At 65.5% G+C, this 12,193-nt stretch carries 16 protein-coding genes; 14 read left to right on the top strand and 2 right to left on the bottom strand.

Features of this window, described 5'->3' with window-relative positions:
• Positions 1 to 64: 64 nt before the first annotated feature.
• Positions 65 to 199 (top strand): hypothetical protein, encoded by a 135-nt coding sequence (locus G6P88_RS20440; protein WP_282097759.1) that lies wholly within the window; start codon positions 65 to 67, stop codon positions 197 to 199.
• A 39-nt stretch (positions 200 to 238) separates the two neighbouring features.
• Here the strand turns inward: G6P88_RS20440 and G6P88_RS11215 are convergent, their stop codons facing one another.
• Both G6P88_RS11215 and G6P88_RS11210 read right to left on the bottom strand, forming a co-directional pair.
• Positions 239 to 808 carry a cob(I)yrinic acid a,c-diamide adenosyltransferase gene (locus G6P88_RS11215; RefSeq protein ID WP_165323230.1) on the bottom strand — a complete coding sequence of 190 codons (570 nt, stop codon included), beginning with the start codon at positions 806 to 808 and terminating at the stop codon, positions 239 to 241.
• 13 nt (positions 809 to 821) lie between these two features.
• Positions 822 to 1,046, bottom strand: coding sequence for a twin transmembrane helix small protein (locus G6P88_RS11210; RefSeq protein WP_165323229.1), 225 nt, complete (start codon positions 1,044 to 1,046; stop codon positions 822 to 824).
• A 209-nt stretch (positions 1,047 to 1,255) separates the two neighbouring features.
• On the opposite strand from G6P88_RS11210, the gene efp reads away from it, so the two are divergent.
• From efp to nuoH, 13 genes are all read left to right on the top strand, one after another.
• On the top strand, positions 1,256 to 1,819 hold the full coding sequence (gene efp, locus G6P88_RS11205; protein ID WP_056361879.1) for an elongation factor P: 564 nt from the start codon (positions 1,256 to 1,258) through the stop codon (positions 1,817 to 1,819).
• 116 nt (positions 1,820 to 1,935) lie between these two features.
• Entirely contained in the window at positions 1,936 to 2,760 is an 825-nt protein-coding gene (locus tag G6P88_RS11200) for an inositol monophosphatase family protein (protein WP_165323228.1), read from the top strand.
• Between the two features lie 193 nt (positions 2,761 to 2,953).
• On the top strand, positions 2,954 to 3,331 hold the full coding sequence (gene ndhC, locus G6P88_RS11195; RefSeq protein ID WP_165323227.1) for an NADH-quinone oxidoreductase subunit A: 378 nt from the start codon (positions 2,954 to 2,956) through the stop codon (positions 3,329 to 3,331).
• Positions 3,322 to 3,888: a NuoB/complex I 20 kDa subunit family protein gene (locus G6P88_RS11190; protein ID WP_165323226.1), complete on the top strand. Its 567-nt coding sequence runs from the start codon at positions 3,322 to 3,324 to the stop codon at positions 3,886 to 3,888. Before ndhC ends, G6P88_RS11190 begins: the two co-directional genes overlap by 10 nt.
• On the top strand, positions 3,885 to 4,664 hold the full coding sequence (locus G6P88_RS11185; RefSeq protein WP_165323225.1) for an NADH-quinone oxidoreductase subunit C: 780 nt from the start codon (positions 3,885 to 3,887) through the stop codon (positions 4,662 to 4,664). The genes G6P88_RS11190 and G6P88_RS11185 overlap by 4 nt, the downstream gene beginning before the upstream one ends.
• Complete coding sequence (locus G6P88_RS11180; RefSeq protein WP_165323224.1) at positions 4,664 to 5,884, top strand: NADH-quinone oxidoreductase subunit D; 1,221 nt, start codon at positions 4,664 to 4,666, stop codon at positions 5,882 to 5,884. The genes G6P88_RS11185 and G6P88_RS11180 overlap by 1 nt, the downstream gene beginning before the upstream one ends.
• Before the next feature lie 26 nt (positions 5,885 to 5,910).
• The gene (locus G6P88_RS11175; RefSeq protein ID WP_165325137.1) at positions 5,911 to 6,216 is read left to right on the top strand and encodes a nuclear transport factor 2 family protein; all 306 of its coding nucleotides are present in this window, start codon (positions 5,911 to 5,913) and stop codon (positions 6,214 to 6,216) included.
• A complete protein-coding gene (locus G6P88_RS11170) occupies positions 6,216 to 6,893 on the top strand; it encodes a complex I 24 kDa subunit family protein (RefSeq protein ID WP_165323223.1) in 678 nt (225 codons plus the stop codon). The genes G6P88_RS11175 and G6P88_RS11170 overlap by 1 nt, the downstream gene beginning before the upstream one ends.
• Positions 6,890 to 7,039 carry a hypothetical protein gene (locus tag G6P88_RS11165; protein ID WP_165323222.1) on the top strand — a complete coding sequence of 50 codons (150 nt, stop codon included), beginning with the start codon at positions 6,890 to 6,892 and terminating at the stop codon, positions 7,037 to 7,039. The genes G6P88_RS11170 and G6P88_RS11165 overlap by 4 nt, the downstream gene beginning before the upstream one ends.
• Before the next feature lie 99 nt (positions 7,040 to 7,138).
• Positions 7,139 to 8,434 carry an NADH-quinone oxidoreductase subunit NuoF gene (nuoF, locus tag G6P88_RS11160; protein WP_165323221.1) on the top strand — a complete coding sequence of 432 codons (1,296 nt, stop codon included), beginning with the start codon at positions 7,139 to 7,141 and terminating at the stop codon, positions 8,432 to 8,434.
• Complete coding sequence (locus G6P88_RS11155) at positions 8,431 to 9,123, top strand: hypothetical protein (protein ID WP_165323220.1); 693 nt, start codon at positions 8,431 to 8,433, stop codon at positions 9,121 to 9,123. The genes nuoF and G6P88_RS11155 overlap by 4 nt, the downstream gene beginning before the upstream one ends.
• 13 nt (positions 9,124 to 9,136) lie before the next feature.
• Positions 9,137 to 11,146: an NADH-quinone oxidoreductase subunit NuoG gene (nuoG, locus tag G6P88_RS11150; RefSeq protein WP_165323219.1), complete on the top strand. Its 2,010-nt coding sequence runs from the start codon at positions 9,137 to 9,139 to the stop codon at positions 11,144 to 11,146.
• The gene (nuoH, locus tag G6P88_RS11145; protein WP_165323218.1) at positions 11,143 to 12,189 is read left to right on the top strand and encodes an NADH-quinone oxidoreductase subunit NuoH; all 1,047 of its coding nucleotides are present in this window, start codon (positions 11,143 to 11,145) and stop codon (positions 12,187 to 12,189) included. The genes nuoG and nuoH overlap by 4 nt, the downstream gene beginning before the upstream one ends.
• Positions 12,190 to 12,193: the final 4 nt, after the last annotated feature.

Here is a 12,193-nt window from a genome sequence, read left to right as displayed (position 1 = left end):
AACCGATTCTCAACCCTGCATCGCCTAGAGGCGACGTGCTTTTCCGTTGGTGGAGGAGGTTGCGATGCTTGGCCTGATCAGTCGCCGGGAGCTTGTACAGTCGCTCCTGATCGCGGTGGTCTTCATGTCGGTGGGCTTCGTCCTGCTCGACCGGATGATCGGCGATCCCGGCGCGATGGTGGCGAGTTCGCACGTCTGAACGGCGCGGCTTTGCGCGCCGCCGGGCGTGCGAGCCCGTTCAGCGGGTTGCCCCCGGCTTCCACAAGATGTCGCCCTCTCCGGCCAGGTTGATCCAGCGGGCGAGCACGAACAGATGATCCGACAGCCGGTTTACATAAGCGAGGCCGACCGGATTCAGTCCCGCATCGCGGTCGGCTGCTACGGCCGATCGCTCCGCCCGTCGGCAGATCGCGCGTGCCAGATGGATGGCCGCAGAAGCCGGATGGCCGCCGGGCAGGATGAAGCTGCGCAGAGGCTCCAGCGCCTCGTTCATCTCGTCGATCTCGGCCTCGAGCCGCTCGACCTGCGACTCGACGATGCGGAGCACCATATCGGAGGGTGTGAAATCGGGACCCGGCGTGGCGAAGTCGGCACCAAGGTCGAACAGTTCGTTCTGGATTCGGGACAGCTTCGCCCCCGCCGCCGACGGCATGTTGTGCGTCAGGGCGATACCGATCGCCGAATTGAGTTCGTCGACGTCGCCGATCGCGGCCATGCGCGGGGCGCATTTGGGCAGGCGCGAGCCATCGACGAGGCCCGTCTCGCCCGCATCGCCCGTGCGGGTGTAGATCCTGTTCAGCCGAACCATCGTGTCGCGGAGCTCAGGGACGGCTCATGATAAGCAGCAGGATCACGAGGATCACCGCGATCGCCTGGAAGGCGATGCGCATCCGCATCATCTTGTTCTGCTGCAGCCCCGACCGGCTGACCGTTCCCGCCTTCAGATCCTCTTCGGTCGTCTTGAGGAAGGCGATGATCCCGCGCACGAGGGCGACGACGGTACCGATCACCGCCAGCAGGATGAGGATGAAGAAGAAGGTGTTCATCGCGACGATGTAGCGCGAACCGCCGGGCAGGTGAACCGCTATATGCCGGAGCCCGGCGCGCCTTCCCCTTCGTTCAGTTCCGGTCCGGCGCGGTCGCCCATTCCGCGCAGGGGCAAGGCAATGCCGCGCGAGGGAGTCGCCTTGCCCTTTTTCGGCGCTGCGGCTATGGCCGCCGCCGGCTCTTTCAAATCCTCAGTCTCAGGTGAACCATGAAGATCAGCGGCGTGGACATCCGTCCCGGCAACATCATCGAATATGAAGGCGGCATCTGGCGCGCCGTCAAGATCCAGCATACGCAGCCCGGCAAGGGCGGCGCCTATATGCAGGTCGAGATGAAGAATCTGATCGACGGACGCAAGAACAACGTCCGTTTCCGCTCGGCCGAGACGGTCGAGCGCGTTCGCCTCGACACCAAGGATTTCCAGTTCCTGTTCGCCGAGGGCGAGGACCTGACCTTCATGGACAAGGACAGCTACGAGCAGATCACGCTGCCGCGCGATCTGCTCGGCGACGCCGCGGCCTTCCTCAACGACGGCATGGACGTCGTGATGGAGCTTTATGACGAGCGCCCGATCTCGGTGCAGCTGCCCGACACCGTCGAGGCGCTGATCGTCGAGGCCGACGCCGTGGTTAAGGGACAGACCGCCTCGTCCAGCTACAAGCCTGCGCTGCTGGAAAACGGCGTCCGCGTGATGGTGCCGCCGCATATCGCCAGCGGCACCCGCATCGTCGTCGACGTCTACAGCCAGGAATATGTCCGCCGCGCGGACTGATCCCGTCTGATCGCGAGGCCGGCCCCTGGGGCCGGCCCGCCTATTTCGTTCCGCCAGTGCGCGGGACGCGTTTCGCGTAGACTGTGCCGCCCGCCCGGCACGAACGGAGAAGAATCTTGGTCAGCCATTCCGGCCTCATCACCGTCATGGATCGCGCCGCGCGCAAGGCCGCGCCGCGCCTGCGCCGCGACTTCAACGAGGTCCAGCAGCTTCAGGTGAGCCGCAAGGGCCCGGCCGACTTCGTGTCGATGGCCGACCAGCGCGCCGAGCAGACGCTGGTGGAAGAGCTCAAGCGCGCCCGCCCGGACTGGGGCTTCGTGCTCGAGGAAGGCGGCGAGATCGAGGGCGATCCCACCAAGCCGCGCTGGATCATCGATCCGCTCGACGGCACCACCAACTTTCTCCACGGCATCCCGCACTTCGCCATTTCGATCGCGGTCGAGGAGCCGGCCCGGCCGGGCCAGATGCGCGGCGACGTCAGCCATGGCCTGATCTATCAGCCGCTGACCGACGAGAGCTTCTGGGCGGAAAAGGGGCGGGGTGCCTGGTTGCAGGATCGTCGCCTGCGCGTGTCCGCCCGCCGCGACCTCGCCGATGCGCTGGTCGCGACCGGCATCCCCTTTCTCGGCCATGGCGATATCCGCAAGTGGAGCGCCATCTTCGCCCAGGTCGGCCCCGAGATCGCCGGTATCCGTCGCTTCGGCGCTGCGTCGCTCGACCTCGCCTGGGTCGCGGCCGGCCGCTTCGATGCCTTCTGGGAGTCGGAGCTGAAGATCTGGGACGTGGCGGCGGGCATCCTTCTGGTCCGCGAGGCGGGCGGTTTCGTCAGCGATTTCCGCGGCGGTGACCGGATGCACGAGCGCAACGAATATCTCGCCACCAATGACGGGCTGGCTACGCGGCTGCACAAGCTCGTCGCGCAGGGCGTCAAGGGGCTCTGAGGGCGTACGCCGCCGCCTTGCAACGGCGGCGGCAGCGCACGGCTGCACCAAGAGCCAGCTTCCCCGAAAGCTCCGGGAAACCGTGGACTTCTTGCGAGTCATTCTCACTCCCCGACACCTTGCTTCGCACATGCGGCGCGCCTAAAGGTCGCGCCAAAGGCCGGATTCCCGGCCCTCTGCTCGGAGCCTGTTCATGGCGTCAGTCGCCGCTGGATATCTACCGATCCTGATCTTCCTGGGGGTCGCTCTCGTTCTGTCGAGCGCGTTCGTGTTCCTGCCGATGCTCGTGTCGCGCGCGACCGGCTCGCACAAGCCGACCCCCGAGAAGCTCACCGAATATGAATGCGGCTTCCCGGCCTTCGAGGACAGCCGTGCGCAGTTCGACGTGCGCTTCTACCTGATCGCGATCCTGTTCATCATCTTCGACCTCGAAGCGGCCTTCCTCTATCCCTGGGCGGTCTCGCTCGGTGCGATCGGTTTCGCCGGCTGGGCCTCGATGATGATCTTCCTCGTCGAACTGACGATCGGTTACATCTACGCGTGGAAGAAGGGAGCCCTGGAATGGGAGTGACGCTCGATCCGGCGCGCAACCCGCACAAGCTGGAAGGCTTTGGCGGCGACATCGTCCAGCCTGACGCCGACTTCTTCAAGTCGCTGCAGGCCGAGGTCAACGACAAGGGTTTCCTGGTCACCTCCGCCGAGGAGCTGTTTCAGTGGGCCCGCACCGGCTCGCTGTGGTGGATGACCTTCGGTCTCGCCTGTTGCGCGGTCGAGATGATCCACGTCAACATGCCGCGCTATGATCTGGAGCGCTTCGGCGCCGCGCCGCGCGCCTCGCCGCGCCAGTCGGACGTGATGATCGTCGCGGGCACCCTCTGCAACAAGATGGCTCCCGCGCTGCGTCGCGTCTACGACCAGATGTCCGAGCCCAAATATGTGATCTCGATGGGCTCCTGCGCCAATGGCGGCGGCTATTATCACTATAGCTACTCGGTCGTGCGCGGCTGCGACCGGATCGTGCCGGTCGACATCTATGTGCCGGGCTGCCCGCCGACCGCCGAAGCGCTGCTCTACGGCATCATGCAGCTGCAGCGTAAGATCCGCCGCGTGGGGACGCTCGAGAGATGAGTGACACTTCGCTGACCTTCCCGCGTTTCGCGGCCAAAGACGGGTTTGCCGAGGCGGTGACGGCCGCCCTTGGCGCGCGCCTGATCGAGCTGCGCCAGTGCGTCGGCGAATATGCGCTGCACGTCGCCCGCGACAGCCTCGTCGAGACGATGACGATCCTGCGCGATCAGCTCGAATATCAGCAGCTGATGGAAATTGCGGGCGTCGACTATCCCGACCGTGCCGAGCGGTTCGAGGTCGTCTATTGCATGCTCAGCCTGACGCGGAACCATCGCATCCGCGTGCACGTCGCCGCCGACGAGGTCACCCCGGTGCCGTCGGTGACCGGGCTGTGGCCGGTCGCCGGCTGGCTCGAGCGCGAGGTCTTCGACATGTATGGCGTGTTGTTCGAGGGCAACCCGGACCTGCGCCGTATCCTGACCGACTATGGCTTCCGCGGCCATCCGCAGCGCAAGGACTTCCCGCTGACGGGCTATGTCGAGTTGCGCTATTCGGAACAGCACAAGCGCGTGGTCTATGAGCCGGTCAAGCTGGCGCAGGACTTCCGCAGCTTCGACTTCATGAGCCCGTGGGAGGGCGCCGACTATATCCTTCCCGGCGATGAGAAGGTCTCGGCGACGCAGCCGGGTGCACCGACGCCTGCGCCCGCGCCGGCCGGCACCGCGCCCAAGCCGGTCGAGGGCAAGGCGCCGCCGTCCACGCCCAAGACGACCGACCATGTGGGGCAGACCGGCGAAGGCAAGGCCGACCCGCTCGGCGACGGAGCGAAGAAGTAATGGCTTCGACCTATGACACGCTGACTCCCGAGGTCCAGAAGGGCGAGACGGAGATCCAGAACTACACGATCAACTTCGGCCCGCAGCATCCGGCCGCGCATGGCGTGCTCCGCATGGTGATGGAACTCGACGGCGAGATCGTCGAGCGCGTCGACCCGCATGTCGGCCTGCTCCATCGCGGCACCGAGAAGCTGATCGAGTACAAGACCTATCTGCAGGCGCTGCCCTATTTCGACCGGCTCGACTATTGTTCGCCGCTCGGAATGGAGCACAGCTATGTGCTGGCGATCGAGAAGCTGCTCCAGCTCGAAGTGCCGATCCGCGCGCAATATCTGCGCGTGCTGTTCGCCGAGCTGACCCGCATCTGCAACCACATGCTCAACATCGGCGCACACGTCATGGACGTCGGCGCGATGACCCCGAACCTGTGGCTGTTCGAGATTCGCGAGGATTGCCTCAACTTCTTCGAGCGGGCCTCGGGCGCGCGCATGCACTCGGCCTGGTTCCGTCCGGGCGGCGTGCACCAGGACGTGCCTCTGAAGCTGCTGACGGACATCGGCGATTGGCTCGACGACCGCATGCCGCGCCTGTTCGAGGACGCGGTCTCGCTGTTCGCCGACAACCGTATCTTCAAGCAGCGCAACGTCGACATCGGCGTGGTCAGCAAGGAAGACGCGATCGCCTGGGGGTTCTCCGGCCCGATGATCCGTGCCGCGGGCATCCCCTGGGATATCCGCAAGGCGCAGCCCTACGACGTCTATGATCGCATGGACTTCGAGGTTCCGGTGGGAACCAAGGGCGACTGCTACGACCGGATCATGGTCCGCATCGAGGAAGTCCGTCAGTCGGCGCGCATCATCAAGCAGTGCCTGCGCGAAATGCCCGAAGGGCCGATCGCCAGCCTCGACCGCAAGGTCGTGCCTCCGAAGCGCGGCGAGATGAAGCGCTCGATGGAAGCGCTGATCCACCATTTCAAGCTCTACACCGAGGGCTTCCACGTTCCCGAGGGCGACGTCTATGTCGCGACCGAGAGTCCCAAGGGCGAGTTCGGCGTCTATCTGGTCTCGGACGGCAGCAACAAGCCGTATCGCTGCAAGATCCGCCCGACCGCGTTCAGCCATCTCCAGGCGATGGACTTCATGATGAAGGGCCATATGCTCGCCGACACCACCGCCATCCTTTCGGCGATCGATGTCGTGTTCGGGGAGTGCGACCGGTGAGCAGCAAGCTATCGATCGCCGAGCAGATGATCGCGCATTACAATGCGCAGGACGCCGACGCCTATGTCGCGCTGATGACCGACGACGCGGCCGAGGCCGGCTATCGCGGCGCGGTGCTGCGCGACGGGCGCGAGGGCGTCCGCGAAGGGCTCAAGGCGATGTTCGCGCAGTTCCCCGAGAATCGCGCGGAAATCCTGTCCGGCCAGCAGCTCGGCGACTATGTCCTCCTTCATGAGAAGGTGTACCGGTCCAGCGATGCCGAGCCGTTCGAGGTGATGAGCATCTACAGTTTCGAAGGCGACAAGGTGTCGCGCGTGGAGTTCGTGCGCTGATGGCTGACGCAGCCCATATTCCCGACGAGGCGGAGACCCGCGCCCGCTGGGGCAATTTCGCCTGGACGGCGGAAAATGCCGAGCAGGCGAAGACAATCATCGCCCGCTATCCACCGGGCCGCCAGCAGTCGGCGGTGATGCCGCTGCTCGATCTGGCGCAGCGCCAGGTCGGCGCCGAGACCAATACCCAGGGCTGGCTGCCCGTGCCGGTGATGGAATATATCGGCAAGCAGCTCGACATGGCCTATATCCGCGTGTTCGAGGTCGCGACCTTCTACACCATGTACAATCTGGCGCCGGTCGGCCGCTATCATGTGCAGGTGTGCGGGACGACGCCGTGCATGCTGCGCGGCTCCGACGACGTCCTCGATGCCTGCTACAAGAAGGGCATGAAGAAGGGCGCGACGACCGCCGACGGGCTGTTCACCCTGACCGAGGTCGAATGCCTGGGCGCCTGCGCCAACGCGCCGATGGTTCAGATCAACGACGACAATTACGAGGATCTGACCTTCGACAGCATGACTGCGGTGCTCGACGCGCTGGCGCGCGGCGAACAGCCGAAGATCGGCCCGCAGATCGACCGCCAGACGAGCTGCCCCGAAGGCGGCCCGACGACGCTGCCTGAGATGGTCGGCGAGAATCATGACTATCGCGGACGCTGGGATGCGCCGGCATGAGTGCGCTGATCGCGATCATCGTCACGGTCGTGCTGGCGGTCATCCTCGTGAAGGTGACCTTCAAGCTGCTGGGCGTCGCGATTGCGATCGGTCTGGGCGTGCTCGCCTATTTCGTTGCCGACAAGCTGTTCGGAAAGAAGATCTGATGGCTGCTTTCGGCCTTTTCACCGCGCCGGTACCGACCGGCCTCTCCCTCGGTCATCCGGCCTGTGCCGGAGCCGCGCTTTCTGTTCGGGGTGCTCTCCATGCTTGACGACAAGGATCGCATCTTCACCAACGTCTACGGGTTCCAGTCCTGGAACCTCGAGGCGGCGCGCAAACGCGGCGACTGGGACAATACCAAGCAACTGCTCCAACGCGGGCCGGACCAGATCATCGAGGAGATCAAGGCCTCGGGTCTGCGCGGTCGCGGCGGCGCCGGCTTCCCGACCGGCATGAAGTGGAGCTTCATGCCCAAGGAGCCGAAGCCCGGTCGTCCTAGCTTTCTGGTGATCAACGCCGACGAATCCGAGCCGGGCTCGTGCAAGGACCGCGAGATCATCCGCCACGATCCGCATAAGCTGATCGAAGGCGCGCTCGTCGCGGGCTTCGCGATGCGCGCGCGGGCGGCCTATATCTATATCCGCGGCGAGTTCATCTACGAGGCGAAGGTGCTCTTCGCCGCCGTCGAGGAAGCCTATGCTGCCGGCCTGCTCGGCAAGAATGCCGCTGGATCGGGCTATGATTTCGACGTCTTCGTCCACCGTGGCGCAGGCGCCTATATCTGCGGCGAGGAAACCGCGCAGATCGAGAGCCTCGAGGGCAAGAAGGGCCAGCCGCGCCTGAAGCCGCCTTTCCCGGCGGGTGCTGGCCTCTATGGCTGCCCGACCACGGTGAACAACGTCGAATCGATCGCGGTTACCCCGACGATCCTGCGGCGCGGCGCCTCCTGGTTTTCGTCGATCGGACGCGAAGGCAATAAGGGCACCAAGCTCTTCCAGATCTCGGGCCATGTGAACAAGCCCTGCGTCGTCGAGGAAGCGATGGGGATCAGCTTCCGTGAGCTGATCGACAAGCATGCCGGCGGCATCCGCGGCGGCTGGGACAATCTTCTCGCGGTGATCCCGGGCGGTTCCTCGGTGCCGCTGGTGCCGGCCGCCCAGATCATGGACGCGCCGATGGATTTCGACGGCCTCAAGGGCGTCGGATCGGGCCTCGGCACGGCGGCGGTCATCGTCATGGACAAGTCGACCGACATCGTCCGCGCGATCAGCCGGCTCAGCTATTTCTACAAGCATGAGAGCTGCGGCCAGTGCACCCCCTGCCGCGAAGGCACGGGCTGGATGTGGCGCGTCATGGAGCGCCTGCGCACCGGCGATGCGGCGGTCGAGGAAATCGACATGCTGCTCGACGTCACCAAGCAGGTCGAAGGCCACACCATCTGCGCGCTCGGCGACGCGGCCGCCTGGCCGATCCAGGGCCTGCTCCGCCATTTCCGCCCCGAGGTCGAGCGCCGCATCGCGGAGCGCGGCGGCAGCCCGATGATGGAGGCGGCCGAATGAAGGCGGCTTCCACCCTGCTGATCGTTGCGGGCGCGCTCGTCGCTCAGTCTGTGTCGGCCGAGCCGCCGATCGGTTCGCGCCTCGGCGAGCGCACGCGCACGGTCAATCAGCGCATCGGCTATGACGCGCTGCGCACGGCGCATCGCACGGCAGAATGCCTCTATTTCAAGCGCGGCAGCGATGTGCGCGCCTTCTTGGCGGCCAGGAACGATGCCGACCTGCAGCGTTATGGCCGCGCCCTGAGCAAGAGCGTCGAATGCGCCCGCGCACAGCTGACCGATACGCCGAGCATCGAGGGCGCCGCTGTCATGGCGCCGGCCGACGTGATGCGGGGCATGTATGCCGAAGCCGCGCTGCTCAAGATGAAGACCGACGACGCGCTCCAGCCGCTGCCGGCCCAGCCGAGCTATGCGCGCGATTGGTTCGCAGTCACCGGCCGCCCTGCCGCGATCGACGAGATGGGCGCCTGCACGGCCGACCAGAACCCGGCCGGTATCCATGCGCTGCTGGCAACCGCGCCCGAAAGTGCCGAGGAAATCGCGGCGACGAAGGCGCTGGGCGCGACGCTCGGGCCGTGCCTGCCGCAGGGCGCCACGCTCAAGGCAAACCGCCAGTCGCTGCGTGCAGTGCTGGCCGAAGCTCTTTATCAGCGCGCGGTGGCTCCGCCGCCCGCTGACATCCAGGGATGACCGTCGAGGACCTATGCCGAAACTGACCGTAGACGGGATCGAAGTCGAAGTCCCCGCCGGCGCCACGGTGCTCCAGGCGTGCGAAGCCGCGGGCAAGGAAATCCCGCGCTTCTGCTACCATGAGCGGCTGTCGATCGCCGGCAATTGCCGCATGTGCCTCGTCGAGGTGAAGCCGGGGCCGCCCAAGCCCCAGGCCTCCTGCGCGCTGCCCGCCGCCGACAATCAGGAAATCCTGACCCAGTCGCCGATGGTGAAGAAGGCACGCGAAGGCGTGATGGAATTCCTGCTGATCAATCACCCGCTCGATTGCCCGATCTGCGATCAGGGCGGCGAGTGCGATCTGCAGGACCAGTCGATCGCTTATGGCCGCGGCCAGAGCCGTTTCGCCGAGAACAAGCGCGCGGTCACCGACAAATATATGGGCCCGATCGTCAAGACGACGATGACCCGTTGCATCCAGTGCACCCGCTGCGTCCGCTTCGCGGAAGAAGTGTCGGGGGTAGAGGAGATCGGCGCGGTCTATCGCGGCGAGAATATGCAGATCACCTCCTATCTCGAAAAGGCGGTGACGAGCGAGCTTTCGGGCAATGTCGTCGACCTGTGCCCGGTAGGTGCGCTCACCAGCAAGCCCTATGCGTTCGAGGCCCGTCCGTGGGAGCTCAAGAAGACGCTCGGCATCGACGTGATGGACGCGGTCGGCACCAATGTGCGTTTCGACAGCCGTGGCCGCCAGGTGCTGCGCGTGCTGCCCCGGATCAACGAGGACGTGAACGAGGAATGGGCGTCGGACAAGACGCGCCATGCCGTCGACGGTCTCGTCCGTCGGCGCCTCGACCGGCCCTTCGTACGCAAGGACGGCAAGCTCGTCGAGGCGAGCTGGGCCGATGCCTTCGCCGCGATAAAGGCGGTCGACGCGGGCGCATCGGTCGCCGCGATCGCGGGCGACCAGCTCGATTGCGAGACGATGTACGCCGCCAAGGCACTGCTCGGCGCGCTGGGCTCGACCCTGATCGAGGGTCGCCAGACCGGCATGGACTATGACACGTCCAGTCTCTCGGCAGTGAACCTCAATAGCACGATCGCCGGCCTCGAGACCGCCGACGTCATCCTGCTCGTCGGCTCAAACCTCCGCTGGGAAGCCCCGCTGATCAACACCCGCATCCGCAAGGCGGTGGTGAAGAAGCGCGCCAAGGTCTTCGCGATCGGCGAAGAGGTCGACCTGACCTATCCGGTCAGCTGGCTCGGCAACGACCTCGGCCTGCTCGGCAAGCTTCCGCAGGAGGTGCTCGACGCCTTCGCCAAGGCCGAACGGCCTGCGCTGATCGTCGGTGGCGGCGCGCTGAAGGCGGGTGCCCAGGGTGCGACCCTGGCGCTGGTCGAGCCGCTCGGCCTCGTGAAGGACGGCTGGAACGGCTATAACGTCGTGCATCTCGCCGCCGCGCGTATGGGCGGGCTGATGCTCGGCTATGCGCAGAAGGGTGGCATCGCCGACCTCGCTGCTGCGGCGCCCAAGCTGCTCTTCCTGCTCGGCGCGGACGATGTCGATCTGTCGCGCTTCGCCGAGAGCCTCAAGGTCTATGTCGGCCACCATGGTGACGTCGGCGCAGCGGGGGCGGACATCGTCCTTCCGGGCGCGGCCTATACCGAGAAGCCCGGCACCTATGTGAACACCGAAGGGCGCGTCCAGCGCAGCGACCGTGCGGTCTTCCCGCCCGGCGACGCCCGCGAGGACTGGGCGATCTTCCGGGCTCTGTCCGACGTGCTCGGCCACAAGCTTCCGTTCGACAATTTCGACCAGCTGCGGGCCGCAATGATTGCCGATGTTCCGGCACTCGGCGTCGAGGGCCTAGCGGACTATGGCTGGTCGGTGCCCGCCGGCCTCGTCGCCAGCGCGTCCGGTCCGGTCGGCTATCCGATCAAGGACTTCTATCTTACCAACCCGATCGCTCGCGCGAGCGACACGATGCAGCGCTGCTCGGCCGAGCTCATCCACGGCCAGAGCTTCGCGGAGGCCGCCGAATGACCGCGCTGTTCCAAAGCTGGGGCCTCGCCTTCGAATGGGCGTGGCTCGCCTCGACGATCATCGGCATCCTTGTCATCGCGCTGCCGCTGATGCTCGCGGTCGCGATGATCATCTATGCCGACCGCAAGATCTGGGCGGCCATGGCGCTGCGCCGTGGCCCGAACGTCGTCGGTCCCTGGGGCCTGCTGCAGAGCTTCGCCGACGGCGCGAAGGTCTTCCTGCAGGAAACGATCATCCCTGCGGCCGCGAACAAGGGCCTGTTCCTGCTCGCGCCGATCATCACCTTCACGGTCGCGCTGATCGTCTGGGCGGTGATCCCCTTCGCGCCGGGCGTGGTGCTTGCCGACATCAACATCGGCCTGCTCTATGTGCTCGCCGCCTCGTCGATCGGCGTCTATGGCGTGATCATCGCGGGCTGGGCGTCCAACTCCAAATATCCTTTCTACTCGGCACTGCGCGCCGCTGCGCAGATGGTCAGCTATGAAGTCTCGATCGGCTTCGTGCTCATATCGGTGGTGCTGTGGACCGGCAGCTTCAACATGTCGGCGATCGTCGAGGGGCAGCGCGCCCACATCTTCGGCTTCATCAACGGCTATGGCTTCAACCCGCTCCTGTTCCCGATGGCGGTGGTCTTCCTGATCTCGGCCATGGCCGAGACGGCCCGCGCCCCGTTCGACCTGACCGAGGCGGAATCGGAGCTGGTCGCCGGCTACCAGACCGAATATTCGTCAATGGCCTTCGCGCTCTACTGGCTCGGCGAATATGCGAACGTCATCCTGATGTGTGGCCTCAACGCGATCCTGTTCTGGGGCGGCTGGCTGCCCCCGGTCGATTGGGCGCCGCTCTACATGGTGCCGGGCATCGTCTGGTTCTTCGTCAAGCTGATGGTCTTCTTCTTCATCTTCTCCTGGGTGAAGGCGACGGTGCCGCGCTATCGCTATGACCAGCTGATGCGGCTGGGCTGGAAGGTGTTCCTGCCGCTGTCGCTGTTCTGGGTGTTCCTTGTCTCGGGGTGGCTGATGCTCACCCGCTACGGAGTTTGAGCTC

The organism is Rhizorhabdus phycosphaerae (genome assembly GCF_011044255.1).
Classification (GTDB): domain Bacteria; phylum Pseudomonadota; class Alphaproteobacteria; order Sphingomonadales; family Sphingomonadaceae; genus Rhizorhabdus; species Rhizorhabdus phycosphaerae.
Note: the sequence above shows the minus strand (reverse complement) of the source record. Positions and strands in the feature narration are given on the sequence as shown.

Coding starts and splice junctions, on each gene's coding strand:
- G6P88_RS20440 (WP_282097759.1), top strand. CDS start 65: ATGCTTGGCCTGATCAGTCGCCGGGAGCTTGTACAGTCGCTCCTGATC.
- G6P88_RS11215 (WP_165323230.1), bottom strand. CDS start 808: ATGGTTCGGCTGAACAGGATCTACACCCGCACGGGCGATGCGGGCGAG.
- G6P88_RS11210 (WP_165323229.1), bottom strand. CDS start 1,046: ATGAACACCTTCTTCTTCATCCTCATCCTGCTGGCGGTGATCGGTACC.
- efp (WP_056361879.1), top strand. CDS start 1,256: ATGAAGATCAGCGGCGTGGACATCCGTCCCGGCAACATCATCGAATAT.
- ndhC (WP_165323227.1), top strand. CDS start 2,954: ATGGCGTCAGTCGCCGCTGGATATCTACCGATCCTGATCTTCCTGGGG.
- G6P88_RS11190 (WP_165323226.1), top strand. CDS start 3,322: ATGGGAGTGACGCTCGATCCGGCGCGCAACCCGCACAAGCTGGAAGGC.
- G6P88_RS11185 (WP_165323225.1), top strand. CDS start 3,885: ATGAGTGACACTTCGCTGACCTTCCCGCGTTTCGCGGCCAAAGACGGG.
- G6P88_RS11180 (WP_165323224.1), top strand. CDS start 4,664: ATGGCTTCGACCTATGACACGCTGACTCCCGAGGTCCAGAAGGGCGAG.
- G6P88_RS11175 (WP_165325137.1), top strand. CDS start 5,911: ATGATCGCGCATTACAATGCGCAGGACGCCGACGCCTATGTCGCGCTG.
- G6P88_RS11170 (WP_165323223.1), top strand. CDS start 6,216: ATGGCTGACGCAGCCCATATTCCCGACGAGGCGGAGACCCGCGCCCGC.
- G6P88_RS11165 (WP_165323222.1), top strand. CDS start 6,890: ATGAGTGCGCTGATCGCGATCATCGTCACGGTCGTGCTGGCGGTCATC.
- nuoF (WP_165323221.1), top strand. CDS start 7,139: ATGCTTGACGACAAGGATCGCATCTTCACCAACGTCTACGGGTTCCAG.
- G6P88_RS11155 (WP_165323220.1), top strand. CDS start 8,431: ATGAAGGCGGCTTCCACCCTGCTGATCGTTGCGGGCGCGCTCGTCGCT.
- nuoG (WP_165323219.1), top strand. CDS start 9,137: ATGCCGAAACTGACCGTAGACGGGATCGAAGTCGAAGTCCCCGCCGGC.
- nuoH (WP_165323218.1), top strand. CDS start 11,143: ATGACCGCGCTGTTCCAAAGCTGGGGCCTCGCCTTCGAATGGGCGTGG.